The following is a 15,964-nucleotide window of genomic DNA, read 5'->3' as shown; positions in this document are numbered from 1 at the left end:
CGGCTGACGCCAACCCTGACCAGGCAAGAAGCAAAAATCCTTCCGGGCGAGGGTTCCAGCTTGCTCGCGTCCAGCTAACCAGATGCATCTGCGTTTTATCTCGCGATCAAGTGCTCGCCTCGCGGCATGCTCATCCAAACCGCTTTGTATGAACTCCGAGGCAGAATTTCGCATGCTCGCCCACAGCACGTAGCGCTTACGCCCCAAGCTGAGCGCATTCCATTCAGGCGATCCAATCGACTGAAGCCCGTCGCCTAGCTTCGGGTCCAACCGATGCTTCCGCAGAAGGTTTGCCAAGTACGCTCGAGCTTCGGTGGATGCCAGTGAAATTCCGAGATTCCGCCTCGCACTGGGCGTGCACTCAGCCGCCCACTGGGTGAGCGACCGGGTCAATGCCGACTCAAGGTTCAAGTCACTGCGAGACCACGGAGATTTGTAGGACCAAGCCAGGGGCTCATACAGAGATCTTGCGGCAAGCCGAGAACATTCGACTGGTTCGCGATGGAGGACGCGCAGCGTCGCAAGCGTGTCAAGTGCCTGCGAGGCCAACCCCTCAGCAGCTACCGGCGAACTAGCCGTTCTTGAGCGCTCTAGCGCGCACCACGCGCACGCAAGAAAGGGACCTATTGAACGAACGAAATTGTCCAGTTCTGGCCAGGGCGCGATGAGGGTCGGTTGGCTAACGACATAGGCCACACAGCCCTCAAATCGCGATACCAGTTGTCAGGATATCAACCTGCCCACAGACTGTCTATCTGACTTTCCGATATTGACCCTTAGGTGTTCTCTCCAGTTCAACGATATCTGAACATCCGATATCCTAGCCGTGCAGCGAATGAGCGGGGAGCGCCCCGGCGCACGACGCAGAACGTTACCGCATGTTGGGAGAGCCGAAATGATGCGCACCAGCGCTAGCCACCCGTTACTGATTGCAGAGTTGCCTGTTGGAGCCCATGGAGGCGGCATAGGGGTGACATTTGCGCCAGGCAAGTACCAGGAAGTCGCCATGACTGGAGCATGGGCGAGAGACCTAGATGTGGACGTCTCGGCTATTCAGGACTGGGGTGCCACTCACCTAGTCACCTTGCTTGAGCCTTGGGAGCTCAAGGACCTTCGAATCGAGAGCTTACCGGCGATAGTGGCGGGGAAGGGCATCTCTTGGCATGGACTGCCAATCACTGATGGAGCCGCACCAGACGACAGACTCCTCAAAGATTGGCTACAGCTAAGTGCTGAGCTCGTCGCTGACATGCTGAGCGGTCAAAGGATCGTGGTCCACTGCAAGGGGGGGTTGGGACGCGCGGGAACGGTCGCTGCCATGCTTTTGCTGCAGTCTGGCGAGGCCAAGCGGGCATCGGATGCCATCCACATGGTGCGGCATGCCAGGCCAGGCGCAATCGAAACGATTGCTCAAGAGGAGTTCCTAGAGTACTGGGCGCAGAGCCTTCACCCGGGCGGAGCTTGACCACTCAGGTGCGCAGTCAGGAACTCAAGGACGAGTTGCCTGTGGATCCAGAACTCGAGGGCTTCTTAGGTCTGGATCCAGAAATCGACGGCGTCTCCATAGTGGATCTTCGCGAGGGTTCAGGGCACATCAAAAATTCGCTGCCTCGAAAGCTAAGAACCTTGCTGTCGCACGAATCAGGGTCTTGTGCTGGGGCCGGACCAGCGCTATCGCTGACTAAGGCAGGGCAACCTCCAGGGACTGTACTGCGACGGCGCGATCAATAGACATCTGTCAGATGTATCGCCACCACTATCGATCTAATGAATGCTGACTCAGCCGATGCGTGCTGCCTTAGGAGTTACGATCTGACTGCACTCGTGGCCGAGGCGAAACGCCACGACGTACAGGACCGTGGCATCCATCGGCATACCTGAGCCCATCCGAATGACGACCTTACGCTGACCGTGCGACAGTGATACTCCCAGTTCCCGCAGGACCTCAATGCGCTGCTGCAGCCCGTCGTAGATGTCTAGCTTGTCGACTTCTGAATACAGGTCTTGGCAGTCGCGATACTCACGGTAGTAGTCGACCAGTGCAGCAAACTCGCTCGCCGCCTCGCGCGACAGCTCGAAAGCCGGTTCGGACAGATCCATGTCGCACGAAACGATCAGGCTGGCCAGCTCGCGCCCAGCAGCAAGCGGGGACACCGCCAGGGTGATGTAGTCGCGCTCAAACTGCGCTTGCGCCGCCTGCAGTTCCTCGTCTGTCGGCAGCGAGAAAGGCTTGTTGAGTGCATCGATGTCATTGAAATCGAAGGCGCGCGCCAGTGCGCGACGGGTGTCGAAACTGGCCGAGTCACCCTGCTCAACCCGCTGAACTGTTCGCACGTTCAGGCCCGAGATCTCGGCCAATTGTTCTTGCGACCAATGACGCAACTGGCGGAACTGGCGAATGCAGGCGCCAACCTCAGCAGCGGTAAGCAGGCCAGGCGGGGTCTTGGTGGTCATAGAAGATAACTCCGGAGGGGTAGGGAGCCCAGATTAGGAGGGTGCCGAACTTGGAAACATGACAGTCGCCCGACAGGCCCCCGACACAGATCAACTGCCAGGACTTGCCCCAACGAGAAATCCGGGGCAACTGCTTATGCGCCCGTGATGTTCTCCCCGTGCCCCCAGAGGGGGGCGAGGCCCAACTGCCTAGTCACTCACCACAGACCCCACCCTAGACGCGCAGGCGATCCGGGACAGCTCTATGGCGAGGGCTGATGGGGGGTCAATGGCTCCAACTCTGGCAAAACACCCCCAAATTGATGATGCAGTGCATTCATCCATGCCAGAACTGGTTCGCCTGGCCACAGGTGCGCCAGATTCAGAAGGGTTAGCATGGCAAGCGCATTGCTGTTCATGGCCACCCCCGCCAGAAGCGCGCCCGGGTAGCCATTTAACTGCCTTGCCAAGGGGTGAATCCCGGCATGGAGATAGGAGTTCAAGCCGACATAAAGGCATTGTCTGGCTCTGCCCAACAACTGTGATGCTCCTCGGGGCCCAGAGGACTCAAGCTTTACGAGCATGTCCTGAACGCCAGGGAGCCTCTTTGCCGCTTGCTGACTCTCCAGAGTCAGGGGCGCAAGAAGCTTCTCGATGTCGGTGTCGGTAGCTGCATAACATGCCCAGGTTGCACGCACGAGGGCCTCATACTGGGGCCGGACCAGCGAGATTGCTGACTGGGGCAGAGTAGCGATCAGGGACTGTACTGCCACGGCGTGATCAAGGGACATCTGGCAAAGTGCCGCCACCGCCGTCGATCTTCGGTCACGTCCATGCTCTATCTCCATCCAAGCGGCTCGAATTTCACCCAAGAGCTCTAAGGAGCCCTCCAGCACAGACGCCCGATCCTGGTCAGCCGATTGAGGCACAAGTCATCCTAGAATCGTGATCTGCAGGCAAGATTAACGGCTCGTCCATCGGGCAAAGCCCTCAGTTGGCCGGCTGGGCTGCAGCATCTGTTAGCCGGTAATCTCTGCATTGCATCATCCGTGCATCAGCAATTTCTGCGTTGCGTCAGTCGCAAGTCAAATTTTTCTGCAATGGACCGTCTTGCACTGAAATTTTATTCCTCAAAAGCTGAAATCTCTGCAATGGCACCCTAAGAATGTCTGCGATGAACAGCGTTCTGGTCCGCGCGCGATTGCTTCCTATATTGCAACCATACGCTCAGCCAGCCAACCGCCGGGATCCATGATCGCGCGAGCGGACGATCCCGGTCGCAAATGGCTGGCTGCCGTCACTCTCGTGGCTTTGAGCGATCAAGGGGAGCAGTCTGGCCCACGTGTCGAACAGAAGCCTTGGATCTTGGTGGATCAGAAGCGAAACCCGCAGCGCATCTTCCATCGCCTTGAGGTAGCCGCGGCGTATCTCAAGTGCGTTCTCGCAAGCATTGGGGCGACCAAGAATTTGTGTGATCGCGGAGGCCATAGCAGTCTGGACAGGAGGGGAGGGGAAGGCGATAGTCTGCAAACGTCTAGACGATCCCGCAATGAGCATCCTCAACGTTCTCCTCACTCGTGACCACCTCGTCGTCGCAGCGGATACCCTGGCAGAGGATGCTCTCACAGGGGCGTATTCCGCGGGGGCAAAGCTGCTGCTGATCCCTCAGCACAACGTAGTGCTTGCTGCGCGCGGGTCTACGCAATTCTTCCTCCGCATCTACGAGCTTGCACTGCAGGCCAGCTTCCGCGCAGATTTCACAATAGAACAGCTATCTGCCGAGCTAGGGCTGGTGGTGGACCAACTCTGGCCGAACTTTGAGAAAGCGGTTAGCGAAGCGGGATTGCCGATCGAGCAACTCGGGACCGAGTTGGTGCTTGGTGGATGGTCGTTGAAGAACGGCCGGATGATGGCCACGGCGTATGCGAAGAGTGACAGCCGGCGCCCTTGCGTTGTCCAGCCGATCGGGGGGCAGATGGCGTCGCCGGGCGAACCGCTCCAGGCCGCGACCCCTAGCATGGCCCAGGTGGATCTGCTGGCCCATGCGCGTCTCCAGGTCAGCTACCTCAATGGGCAATTGGGCCGGAAAGTAGCAGGAGGTCGACTGCTAGTTGGGTTTCTGCAGAAGGGGCAAGCCCTGCTCAAGGATCTAGGAGAGATCTAGGTCGCGGGAGTCAAATACGCTAGGGGCTGAAATCGAAGTTCAGGTCTGGCCCTAAGGCAGAAGGCCAAAGCAGACCAAGGTCGTCCGTGGATTTGGGATGTTTATCGAGGGCAGGGTGGATGTCCGCTTCTGGCCGGAAGCGGACATTGGGCGGCGACCGGCCCGGTGATGGCATCCGCCTTCGACCCAAAGCGGGCATCGTTCTCGACACACCTGAGTTGATCCGTACTCCAAAGCCTGTTTCCGCTACCCCTTGTAGTGCTCGACGTAGAGCCCCAAAGCTGCCAACGACGCATACACGGCGGACCCAGCGTTGGTCGCGTACAAGGCAAAGGGAACCGGAGGATCGCAGGGAACTGTTGCGATGAACCACGGAGCTGAGCTCGTCAAGCTCGTCCTAGGTGATGTGAGGAATCCTAGCTCCCTACGCATACCTAGCGCCTCGCGGACGTACGCCTTGTTCCAGCCGCCAGTCTTGCACGAGACCCCAAGAAGTAACTCCGTAAATGCGGGATAGCGACGGGTCTTAATCGGACGATATACACCGACGTCAATCTCGTGACGGTCAGCCGCTTTGACCACCGTCGTGCCTTTCCAGCTATGGCTTAGTGTGGTGACCTGCACTGAAATCCTAATCTCGAGCTTCTCAGTAGACGTAGATCCACTGATGTAATCGTGATCCGGATGGTTTGCTTTGCATGGAGATCCTCCAAAAGTCAGGACGCCTGCCATCTTGGGGGTACACGTGAGCTTGTAGCCCGCACTATCGATGATTCGCAGAAGCCTAAGCAGCACCCGAAGTTCGTAAGCCTTTCCTTGCGCGTAGGGAGACCCGCTCGCCTTAGCACGCGAAATGGCTGCTTTCACAGCGTTGAGGATTGCTAACTTACTGATCGTCACAGTCGCGGTCCTCGTGGCGCGTGTTCCTCGCGAGGGTCGTCCGGTGGCAGATATCGAGCGATATAGGCCTCAAGATCTGCCTGCTCGTGATCCGTCAAACGCTGGGGTGATACAGTTGGTAGATGTGACCGGATTGAGCGAACTCGGCGACCTTCTGGTGTCTCAACAGTGTAATGAACGTCCTCCAGTCCGGTGAGACCTTCGACCAGCTTCCCGATCTCACCCAAGGTTTGCGAGAGGGCGTCTTGGGTCGTCACAGGTCTAAAATCGAGAACCGCCGCAAGTGCGGCTGCAGCTTGTGCATTCGTGTCGTCCTCGTAATCAGACATCGCCTGAACAATCGCGGAGCGAAGCGATCTAACAATTTGTGGATCAAGCTCAGACGCAAGGGCTAGCGCCTTCCCTATCTCCCTAATTACCTCTTCACCACCTTGATCTTCTGCCATTCACAACTCCACAGCTGTAGACATTAACGGGCCGCGCGGGATGAACCGCCCGGATTCTCTAAATTCAATTGCCGAAGGTTGCCGTTGGCAATGTTCCTTAAGAGTAAGGCACAGTGCGGTTTGGTTCCATAAGCGGATCGCGCTGGCTGTATCCCGAAGTGTGCGATGACGCCGAAGCTGGATAGTGTCGCTGAATTGGACCATCAGGCACTTAGGTCTGAGCCCTGATACAGATTGAGGATATGACTCCAAGTCGCGTACGGGCTGCGAAGAGCACCGGCTACTTTGGTCCGCTTCTGACCGAAAGCGGACATTCGTTTAACCAAGGGTGAAGGAAACTTTTAGGGCCAGGATGGACTTCAACTCTCTCGTTCGCTCGCTTTTATCCGATGCGAAGATGCGCCGTAACAAGCCTCTGCGAGACTAGTGCGCGAGCCAGGTCGCTGACATTGCTCCATGGCCTATGACGTGCCCCGCACCCGCTGGTCAAATGGAACCGCCCTCGGCACCATGGGCACGACCATCTAAGGAGTTCTTCATGCTCTACCAAGATAAGTACGTCGCCTTCATCGACATGCTCGGGTTCTCCGCACTTGTCCAAGAGTCGGCAGCCGACATGAGCAAGCTTGATGAAATAGCAGAGGCCATCGACAGACTAAAGAACACAGCGTGCTGCAACCCAGCAACAGGACTTTTGTTCACTTACTTCAGCGACTGCATCGTCATATCAAGCAGCCGCTCTCCTGCTGGCCTTGCCGACATCCTGAGCTGCATCAGAATGTTGGCCGAGAACCTGCTAGTGGTTGATATATTGATACGTGGAGGGCTCACAGTTGGAAGCATTCATCATGATTCTCAGATGATCTTCGGACCGGCGATGCTGGACGCCTATCGCATGGAATGTAAGGAAGCACGCAATCCCATGGTGCTCGTGAGCGAAGAGGTGCGATCGGATGCTCGCGCTGCGGGGTTAAGCAACCTGTTGACGTGGGATGACGAAGAGCCAGACCGCCACTATGTCCACTATCTGATCTCGTACAGCGCTTATGACTCTAATCCAAGGGCGGGCGTCGTGATTCTCGATAGCCAGGCCGCTCTCATCCGGCATTTCATCGCCAAGAGGCTGCTAGGCGCTCCGGGTAAGATCCTGGATAAAGCCGAGTGGATGGAACGATATTGGAACGAGAAGGTGGCGACAGGTGGAATTCTCGGACGTGTTGACAGGGTCGCAGACCTTGTTAGGCCCAATGCGCGACCATTTCGCAGCAGACTCGCCGTTCTAGCACCGCAACCGGGCGCCACTAGTGTGGACTAGCGAATCAGGCAAGCAGCTGCCGATTCCTTGCAAAGATTCAATTCAATTGGCCATACGGAAGCACGTGCAATCCCTGATGGCAGTCGGGACCACCATCTCCCCATTGCCAGCCGCGTCTGAACCAGCGCCCGGAACGCTTCAGCGGAAGGGGCTGGTCCCTTCCGCTGGTGCCTGCCCTGGTTGCACCGGCTATGCGCGGCCACCACGTTCCCGGACACGTCTCTGCCCCCGTCCTGTTGGGCCACCAGGTGCTCGGCGGTGCATTGAAAGGCTCGGGCCTTACTGGCCTTCAGCCCGAGCTCTGAGGGTGCAGTGAGCCACATCGGCAGGCCGCAATAGAAGCAACGGCCCGATTGGGCGTAGAAGGCAGAAGTGCGAAGGGATCTGCGGCGTTTGGCGGTCATGGATGGCTCCGGAATCGAAGGATTCCCGTGCCCCCATTGGGTGGACCTCGGGCACCCGGAGCCTATTGGCTATGCGGGCACAACACCGGCGCTTTATAGCGACTGGCTAAGGCGTTATAGCTCAGCGCTTGAGCCGCTACAAGGCCCAGATGCCGACCAGAACGGGAGGGAGTCACCGACGCCCAGTTAAGGTCAAAGCTTGGTCAGGGGGCGAGCGACGCGCTTGAGCAGGTGGAGCGGGGCGTGGCGCGTCACCCAGGGAAGTCGCGGTGTTGTAGTCCTGCTCAACCCGCTGAACTGTTCGCACGTTCAGGCCCGAGATCTCGTCTAATTGTTCTTGCGACCAATGTCGCGACTGGCGGAACTGGGAAGTGCAGGCGACAAGCTCTGACCGATCAGGTGCGCAGTTGGGAACTCAAGGGCGAGCTGGATGTGGAGCCAGAAATCGAGGGCGTCTTAGGTGCGGATCCAGGAATCAAGGGCATCTTTGGGGGAGATCTGGAAATCGCGGGCGTCCTTGTGGGGAAATACGGGCGGACAGCTGTGGGATCTGGGGCGTTTCCGTTGTGGCAGTCAACTGACAATCACATTGCCAAGCGGAGCCCACGAACCGGATTAGGACAGATACATCATTTCGCATAATGTATATTATGTTGCGCCCATCTTGGGGTGGCTGGCACGTCTCTTGCCGCTGCCCCGGCACCTACTCTGGCATGGAGCCTGATCATGCGTGATCGGAAACTGACCGGCCCTTGGGCCGGTTTTTCGTTTAAGGGCTGCCGCACGGCGCTATTAAGTAGTAGCACGGGGGCGACTGCCCGTGAGCAGTCACCCTCCGCTACGGCCACTTTGGTTCAGAACTCCACCGGGAGCCGCTTCATTGTCCCTTTGGAATCGGCCTCAATGACGATCAACCCATTGGACTCGGTTACCAGGATGTTCTCTTGAGTCGTTCGTTCTTCACCAGCTCCGCCATCACCGCACCAGTAATCATGCAGAGGCAACTCAGAGAGTACGGTGGTGTAGCGATCCACAGCTTCGCAGCGCGGGTGATCGAATCGCTCACCAGCACTGAAAATCAAAAATTGGGGCCTGGTATCACCGGCCCAAGACGCTGAATTGCTGCCCTCGCTGGATGAGCCGTGGTGCGCGCCAGTCAGAAGATTGGTCTTGAAGTCTCTGATCTTGGAGTACTTCTGTATTGCGTCCCAGGTCACTCCCGTCATATCACCGGTAAACGTCGTCGTAAACTCCCCATAGCGCATCGCCACCACCATGCTCTCATCGTTCTTGTTCTTGTCCTTGCTGCCGCTCTCACCTGCGCCGGCACCCAGGATGTAGCCGGATACATCTTCACTACTCCCCCCACCTTGCGACTTCCAGCAACTCAAACCGGGCTCGGGCTTGGAGGGAGAGGATGAATAGAATGTTGCGGATTGCTTGACCTCAGTGCCATATTTTCCCTCATTTTCCACGATCCAGTCCCGGAAGGCTTGGCTGTAATCCTCCCTCTTGCCGCCCAGGTACACGTACTTGACCGGCAGCCCCTCAAACGCGGTGGTGATGTAACTGTAGTGGTCCGCGTGAGGATGGCTGACACTCACTGTGATCTCACTCTTGCTGTCGGTCAGCGTTTCAACATAGCTTTTTACCTTGGTCCGATCCCAACCCTGGCTGCCGCGACCTCTGGCACCGCAGTCCATAACGATCAACCGATTTCCCGAAGGACACTGGGCAATCTGGCAGTTTCCCGCCCCGACCGGCAGGGTATGCACGATCATTTTTCCAGGGTTCACCCCATTGATGTACGGCGCCTCGATGGGCGACGGCGGAGTGGGTTTGATGGTGCTCGTGGTACAGGCAGCCAGCGTGAGAGTCGCGGACAACAGCAGCCCGCGACCGACGAAGTCGATGCGTGTCATGGGATGACCCTCGTTGGGTTGAGACAGGCCGGATGGCTGTCACGAGGGATAAACGCACGATCCATGCCAAGTCATCGGCGTGCCTGCAGCACACCGGTTCGCACCGCGATCGCGTGGCCTACAGGCGCTTGGCCAGGCCTAGTTGGCGCACGCGCCGGCGCAGGGATTCGCGCGGCGTGCGCAGCTGCGAGGCCCAGTGGCCCGGATCGTCAGGGGCCTGCGCGACCGCGCGGCTTATCTCGTCCAGCGGAATGTCATCGGCGCGGCGGATGCTCGGCGATGCGTCCAGCAGCACGTAGAAGGAAGCACGCGAGACGCAGAGATGCTCGGCCGCCTTGCGCACACACCACTGGTGTGCTTCCAGTGCAGCAATCACATCGTCCTCGCCGACCCGCGACGGTGAGCGATAGCGCACTGCCGGCGCCACAGCGGCCACCTGGCCTGCGTCCATCGCAGGCGCAGACAGGGAGACGGGCGTGGGCACGGGAGCCGGCAGCAATGCCTGCATGTCCGGCCATTCCTGTACCTGTGCCGCCAGGCTCAGTCGCCGCAGCACATGTGCCAGCTGGCGGACGTTGCCGGGCCAGTCATACAGGCACAACGCCTGCACCACCGAGCCAGGCAGCTCCACCGGTGCAGCGTCGCTGCCCTGCCAACGTTGCAGCAGCTGCACGATCAGAACACCGATGTCCTGGCGACGCTCGCGCAGTGGCGGCATTGCAATCACGAAGGCTTCAAGGCGACGTAGCAACGGCTGGTTGAAGCCTGGCGTGGATAGATCCCGATCGGTGGCCGCTATCAGGCGCACGTCGGCGCGCTCGTTGCGTGCACTTCCAAGCGGTCGGTATTCGCCGGTTTCCAGCGCCCGCAGCAGCATCGGCTGCACCGCCGCAGGCGTGTCGCCAATCTCATCGAGGAACAACGTTCCGCCGTCGGCTTCGGCGAAATAGCCTTCGCGCGCCACCTGTGCTCCGGTGTAGGCCCCTTTGTTCGCGCCGAACAGATCCGCCGCCGCCAGCGACTCGTTCAAGGCGGCCATGTTCACGCTCACCAGCATCCGGTGCGAACGCGCACTGGCGGCATGGATGGCCTGCGCCACGAGCTCCTTGCCGGTGCCGGTCTCCCCCAGGATCAGGGTCGGCATGTCGGTTGCCGCGACCTGGGCGATCGCTGCACGTACCCGCGTCATCGCCGGGCTCACCCCGACCAGTGCACTGCCGCCCTGCCCGGCGCTGCCGATACCGATATAGCCCAGGCACAGCAGGACACTGCCACCCAATCGAAGTACCACCCCACGGCGAAGCCGCGTCGTGTCGAATGCAATGGGCGTCCCGCGCATGTCTTCGCTGATCGGCACACCGTCGATCTCGACGCGCATCGTCGATGCCGGGGCGCTCAGCAGCACACTGCCGTCGTCGCCTGCACGAAAGCACAGGGATTGCCTCGAAACGCCCTGATGTTCAAGCGCCTCGCCGACGTCACTGGCGGCGGCGAAGAACGCGGGCGCATTCCGGTTCAATTCGGCCGCGCCACGCTCAAGGAGCAAGGCTGCCTGCTCACCAATGCGACGCCGACGCGGATGCCAGAGCACCGTCAATCCGAGCGTTGCCGTGGCCTGTGCCGCCAGCGCCTCGATCGGCGAGGACAACGTGGCTTCCCTGTCAGCTGTGCGTCGCGACACCGGTCCCTGCCCCCATTCCGTGGCCGTTGCCGGATCGTACCTGATGTCGGCGCGGGCCGCGGAGGGGCATGCCGGGCATGTCAGCCGACATGTCAGCCGACCTGCCAGCCCTGGCCATGGCCTGTCCGGGCTGGCGCGAACCCTTGCCATGGCGGGTTCGGTGGAGTTGGCACGGTTTGTGTGTACGCCCTCATCGAGGCGCACGCTGCGTCTCGCCCATCAACCCTCAATCTCAAGGAAGTCCTTCATGTCGACCATCACTCTGATCAACGAAACCGGCGAAACCGTTCGACTGGCCGTGTTCCAGAAGCCGGTGAGCAACCCGACCCTGGCCACGATCGCCTGGCAGGTTGCCGCACCGCCGCCGGGTGGCAACTCGGTCATCCAGATCCCGGATGACTTCGGCCTGCAGGTGCGTTACTCGAACGATGCTTCCCGTCCCGACCAGCTGGACACCTCGGCCAAGCCGGCCTCCTTCGCCGAGACCTCCGCCGCGTTCACCATCGACAGCGTCGCCTCGCAGGACCGCCGCTCCAATGGTGCGGTGATCAACCAGAGCTTTACCGACCTGGTGCTCAATGAGGTGCGCGTGGTCAACAACTTCAGCATCGGCGTGGAAGCTTCCATCCTGCGCGGCCAGGACGCGATCTACGAGCCGCAGGTCATCTGGCCGGGCGGCCTGTTCATGGAAGATGTACGCGCGAGCATGTTCGTCGCCGTGGTTTCCCAGTTCACCTACAAGGGCCAGCGCCTGGTGCAGGAAGAAATCAGCCAGACCCAGCTCGAGGTGCTCGAGGGCGATTCGCTGATCGTCACTGGGTCCAAGTGGAAGGGCTACTCGCTGACCAAGGCCTGATCCGCAGCGGGACGGGCCCTGGCCCGTCCCGCTCCACTCCGAGGAGTTCCATCATGACCACTGCGCCTTCGCTGCCCCCGCTCCATGCCGACTCGCCCCCCCTGCCCAGCAACATCTGGGCGCCCTCGCCAGGCGCCAGTATCGAGATCTACTGGAGTGATCCCGTGGATGGTGCGTTCGATGTCGCCCTGCTGTTGATCGACCGGGCCATCTCCTCGATGGACCCGGTCAACCTCATCGCCCGCAGCATTCTGGACAGCACCACCCCACGATTGACGTTCTCGCTTGTGGACCCCTATTCCAACAACCGGATCCTGTGGGGACGGATCGAGCGTCGTGTCGATGCTGACGGCTGCATCGGAGTCTGGCTGGTGGACACCGGCTATCCCGGCGGCTTTACCGATCTCGCAAGGATTGCTGGTCCCTTCGAAGGAGGCGCGCATGGCGATGCCGGGCACTGACAACGCGGGGGTTTTCGAGCAGGGGCCGGTGCGCATCAACTGGACCTTCGGCGCCGATGCGCTGGCCTGCGATGTGGATGTGTCCTGGCAGGGGCAGCTGCTCGCACGCAAGCATCTGGTATCCAACGATCCGATACTGGCGTTCGATGCGCGCGGCGAAACCTCGCCGGGCATGATGATCGTCGGCCAGCTGCATTTCGATGCCAGTCGCGCCGCACTTCTGCTGGACCAGCTCCGCTATCCCGGCGGAAGCGCCCCGCCGCAACTGCTGGGCGAAGCAGTGCCGCCCGCCCCGGTGCCGGAACCGGCGCAGGGCGAAGTGGTGCAGTCGCGGCTCGAGGAGGCGGGCGACTTGTTCCCCTATATCCAGCTCCGGGCGTGGCCGGGCACTTCGACCCGGGCCCAGGAGGACAACTTCATCGCTTACTCCGGCACCTGCACGACCGCCGACCCGCGCCTGTACTGCCAGCTGGCCGCGTTGCTTCCAGCGGGAGACAGTGCGCGCAGCCAGATGCTTGAGCAGGCGGTGATGTTCCTGCAGGGCGATGCGCCCTACACCGGCCAGTGCGTGCCCACGATTGCCGTGCTGGGGCCGGACGCTGTTGCGCTGGAGCGCTTCGCGCTGTCCGCTGCAGCGATTCCGCTGCCAAGCCGCGAAGCGTTGATCGATCTGATCGTGCAGCTCTGGGGCCAACCCTGGCCGGCGATCACGGAGGCCATGGCCTCGACGGAATTCGCGCAGACGCTTGATCGGATCTGGCAGAACGTGTTCGCCTTGAACTGTGTGCTTGGCTATGACCGTCGCCAGCGCGACGCACTCACCCGCACCCTCCAGGCGGCATCACTGCTGGGCCGCCTGTCGCGCGATACCGCACCGGGTTTCGAGGGGCGTTGGCCACCAGAACGTCTGCGTAATGGCCTGGCCGCCACCCTGTTGTTGCCTTCTCCCGTCTTCCCGCTACCCGCCGCCGGGCCCGCCCGGGCCGAAGAGCCGTCGAGCATCCCGATCCAGCCCTATGCGATCGGTGAGCTGCAGCAGGTCAAGCGCCGCCTGTTGGGCTACGCGCTGGGAGAAGTCAGCCACATCGAGAGCGTGATGGCCGATGAGCGCAAGGTGCGCGCCCGGCATGAGCGCGCTGACACGCTGAGCGAGCATGGCGCTCGGACAGGCGTGGCCGATACCCGTGAGGATCTGCGCGACGGCCTCGCCAGCACGCTGGAGTCGGAAGTCCACAACGCGCTGCGCGAACAGTTCAAGCTCGAGTATTCAACCACCTACGGTCCGCCCACCCAGTGCCAGCAGGACGGAAGCTGCACGCTGATGCCGGTGGACACCCAGCCCACCCGTGATCGCCTGGCCGACAGCGCGACGCTGGCGCGGCGGATCGTCCAGCGTGCCGCACAACGGGTCACCACCCAGCTGGGCGAGCGGCGGCTGCAGCGACATCGTCACACCCGCCGCAATGAAGTCTCACAGTGCTTCGATCGTCGCGGCCGCGCCAACAACCAGCGTGGCGTCTACCGCTGGCTCAATGCCCGCTACCGGTGCTGGGTTGTCTCCGTCGGCCATCGGCTGATGCTGGAATACCGTGTCCCGCGGCCGGGCGAGCGGCTGGTGCACGCTCGCCGTGACCAGTATGGGCAGGCGCTGGAACAGCCGCTGGCACCTGCACAGCTGGGCCTGCGCCAGTTCAATGATCTTTCGCTGGATCCGCAGAGCCCCTGCTACTACGCTGCGCTGGCGGCACGCTACGGCGTGGAGGTCACCGAGCTTCCGCCCACGCCCGAGGCACATGCCTGTACGGTGTTCGAGAGCGGCACACCCTTGTTGAGCCAGCAGCTGCCGCTGCCGCCGGGCTATCAGGCGGTCTCGGCGAGCATCGCCCTCGCCAGTGCCAGCCCGGGTTGGAGCATGCGAGGCAGCATCGGCACGGCCGGGTTCACCACCGAGGGGAATGCATCAGCCGTCCTGCCGGACATTGCCTTGGCCGGGCAGACCGGCGCGCTGCCCATCAGCATCGTCCTGGTCGCACCTGCCGACGCGGAGGAGGCGTCCGACCCTGCACCGACGGCGACGCCGCTGCCCGTCTATGGATTGAACATCGATGTACGCCTGGCCAGCACGCCGGAGCTGCTCGCGGCCTGGAAATCACGACTCTACGATCGGCTGATCGAGGCCTGGCGGCGCGAGCTGCTCCGCTATTTCGATGCCGCCGGTGCATCGCCCTGGCGCCACCCCGACGGGCAGGCGCAACAGCGCAGCATCCGCCTTGAACTGCAACGGGCAGGAGTGCGCGGGCTGCTTGGCCTGTCCCGCCGGCGCACGGGTGCCGATGCGCCTGACCAGCAGGTGGCGCCCACCCTGCAGCTATGGCTGGACCAGGCGCTGGAGTGGCCGGAGCTGACCTATACCCTGATCGATGATCCGGAGGCTGCACCCGCGCCGGATCCTGATGACGCCGGGTTGCCCCCGTTCCTGCAGGCCGCGCAGGCACGGGTACTGCTGCCGGTAGCGCCGGGCCATGAGAACGCGCTGCTGTACTTCCTCGCTACAGGCATGATGTGGCTGGGTGATGACGCGCTGGTGCCTACGTTCCAGGCGACACTGGAGGCAGCCCCCGCTAACCAACCTGCGACGCTGCGTTACCTGGACCTGGCGGACGATCTCAAGGTGATCTCGGCCACGCCGGCCCCAGCGCCTCAGCGGGAGGCGTGGGAGCTGATGGTGGCCACCGATATCAGCGTCCTGCAAGACGGTGAAGCCCTGCCCGACTTCAAGGATGAGGCATGAACACCGCCCAGCCCATCGGCAGCGTCTGCCTCTATCTCGGCGACCTTGCACAGGTTTCGCAGGCCCCCAATCCGGCCTGGTCGAGCGGCGACGGTGCCGTTGCCGCGTCCGCCGCGAGCCGCACTGATGGCCCACTCCGCGCCTTGCTGGAACCGCTCGGTTGGATGCCCTGCGATGGCCGCGAAATGCGCATCTCCCGCTACCCGGACTTGTTTGCCGCGCTCGGCTGCCTGTACGGCGGCCAGTACGAACGCGGCATCTTCAACCTGCCCGACCTGCGCGGCATGTTCGTCCGCGGGGTTGACGACGGCGCCGGCGCGGATCCAGACCGCGACCAGCGTCGTTACCCGGACGGCAACCCGGACTATTCCGGTGTCGGCTCGCTGCAGTGGGATGCCCTGCAGGCCCATCAGCATGACTACAGCGAACCCACCGGCAATACGGTTTCCGGCGATGCAGCGCAGGCCTGGAATCTGCCAGCCAAGCCCCAGAAGACCACCGATCCTGTCACCGGTCGCGTGAGCGCGCATGAGACACGCCCACGCAACATGGCCGTCCACTACATCATCCGTGTTGAGTAGTGGCGACCGC

Annotated in this window: 14 protein-coding genes; 6 read left to right on the top strand and 8 right to left on the bottom strand. The window is 61.4% G+C overall.

Annotated features, from left to right (window positions below; all coding sequences use genetic code 11):
- Positions 1-835 precede the first annotated feature (835 nt).
- Positions 836-1,465 carry a cyclin-dependent kinase inhibitor 3 family protein gene (locus ACZK29_RS10575; RefSeq protein WP_306341171.1) on the top strand — a complete coding sequence of 210 codons (630 nt, stop codon included), beginning with the start codon at positions 836-838 and terminating at the stop codon, positions 1,463-1,465.
- A 314-nt stretch (positions 1,466-1,779) separates the two neighbouring features.
- Here ACZK29_RS10575 and ACZK29_RS10570 read toward each other — a convergent pair whose 3' ends face one another.
- The 3 genes from ACZK29_RS10570 to ACZK29_RS10560 form a co-directional block, all read right to left on the bottom strand.
- Positions 1,780-2,454 carry a helix-turn-helix domain-containing protein gene (locus ACZK29_RS10570; RefSeq protein WP_277779079.1) on the bottom strand — a complete coding sequence of 225 codons (675 nt, stop codon included), beginning with the start codon at positions 2,452-2,454 and terminating at the stop codon, positions 1,780-1,782.
- A 242-nt stretch (positions 2,455-2,696) separates the two neighbouring features.
- Complete coding sequence (locus ACZK29_RS10565; RefSeq protein ID WP_395760189.1) at positions 2,697-3,224, bottom strand: DUF6988 family protein; 528 nt, start codon at positions 3,222-3,224, stop codon at positions 2,697-2,699.
- Between the two features lie 436 nt (positions 3,225-3,660).
- Complete coding sequence (locus ACZK29_RS10560; RefSeq protein WP_049401600.1) at positions 3,661-3,921, bottom strand: hypothetical protein; 261 nt, start codon at positions 3,919-3,921, stop codon at positions 3,661-3,663.
- A 61-nt stretch (positions 3,922-3,982) separates the two neighbouring features.
- Between ACZK29_RS10560 and ACZK29_RS10555 the strand changes: the two genes are divergently transcribed.
- Positions 3,983-4,597, top strand: coding sequence for a hypothetical protein (locus tag ACZK29_RS10555; RefSeq protein WP_033835133.1), 615 nt, complete (start codon positions 3,983-3,985; stop codon positions 4,595-4,597).
- A gap of 896 nt (positions 4,598-5,493) precedes the next feature.
- On the opposite strand, the gene ACZK29_RS10550 is transcribed toward ACZK29_RS10555, so the two are convergent.
- Positions 5,494-5,943 carry a hypothetical protein gene (locus tag ACZK29_RS10550; protein ID WP_141653545.1) on the bottom strand — a complete coding sequence of 150 codons (450 nt, stop codon included), beginning with the start codon at positions 5,941-5,943 and terminating at the stop codon, positions 5,494-5,496.
- Between the two features lie 538 nt (positions 5,944-6,481).
- Between ACZK29_RS10550 and ACZK29_RS10545 the strand changes: the two genes are divergently transcribed.
- Positions 6,482-7,258 (top strand): hypothetical protein, encoded by a 777-nt coding sequence (locus ACZK29_RS10545; RefSeq protein ID WP_032966761.1) that lies wholly within the window; start codon positions 6,482-6,484, stop codon positions 7,256-7,258.
- Here the strand turns inward: ACZK29_RS10545 and ACZK29_RS10540 are convergent.
- From ACZK29_RS10540 to ACZK29_RS10525, 4 genes are all read right to left on the bottom strand, one after another.
- Positions 7,255-7,581, bottom strand: coding sequence for an HNH endonuclease (locus ACZK29_RS10540; protein ID WP_323162603.1), 327 nt, complete (start codon positions 7,579-7,581; stop codon positions 7,255-7,257). The two genes, ACZK29_RS10545 and ACZK29_RS10540, sit on opposite strands and share 4 nt — an antisense overlap.
- Before the next feature lie 253 nt (positions 7,582-7,834).
- Positions 7,835-7,984, bottom strand: a complete 150-nt coding sequence (locus ACZK29_RS10535; RefSeq protein WP_324615445.1) for a hypothetical protein — start codon at positions 7,982-7,984, stop codon at positions 7,835-7,837.
- Positions 7,985-8,516: 532 nt separating this feature from the next.
- Complete coding sequence (locus tag ACZK29_RS10530; RefSeq protein WP_478447021.1) at positions 8,517-9,584, bottom strand: ComEC/Rec2 family competence protein; 1,068 nt, start codon at positions 9,582-9,584, stop codon at positions 8,517-8,519.
- 118 nt (positions 9,585-9,702) lie between these two features.
- Positions 9,703-11,232 (bottom strand): sigma 54-interacting transcriptional regulator, encoded by a 1,530-nt coding sequence (locus ACZK29_RS10525; RefSeq protein ID WP_478447020.1) that lies wholly within the window; start codon positions 11,230-11,232, stop codon positions 9,703-9,705.
- Positions 11,233-11,512: 280 nt separating this feature from the next.
- On the opposite strand from ACZK29_RS10525, the gene ACZK29_RS10520 reads away from it, so the two are divergent.
- The 3 genes from ACZK29_RS10520 to ACZK29_RS10510 all read left to right on the top strand — a co-directional run bounded on the left by ACZK29_RS10520 (position 11,513) and on the right by ACZK29_RS10510 (position 15,954).
- Positions 11,513-12,121: a hypothetical protein gene (locus ACZK29_RS10520; protein WP_049429274.1), complete on the top strand. Its 609-nt coding sequence runs from the start codon at positions 11,513-11,515 to the stop codon at positions 12,119-12,121.
- Between the two features lie 336 nt (positions 12,122-12,457).
- Positions 12,458-15,373, top strand: coding sequence for a hypothetical protein (locus ACZK29_RS10515; protein ID WP_478447019.1), 2,916 nt, complete (start codon positions 12,458-12,460; stop codon positions 15,371-15,373).
- The gene (locus ACZK29_RS10510) at positions 15,370-15,954 is read left to right on the top strand and encodes a phage tail protein (protein ID WP_459047720.1); all 585 of its coding nucleotides are present in this window, start codon (positions 15,370-15,372) and stop codon (positions 15,952-15,954) included. The genes ACZK29_RS10515 and ACZK29_RS10510 overlap by 4 nt, the downstream gene beginning before the upstream one ends.
- Positions 15,955-15,964 lie beyond the last annotated feature (10 nt).

The sequence above is a fragment of the Stenotrophomonas sp. 89682_Sma genome (assembly GCF_056481405.1).
This window is presented reverse-complemented; position numbering and strand designations above follow the sequence as displayed.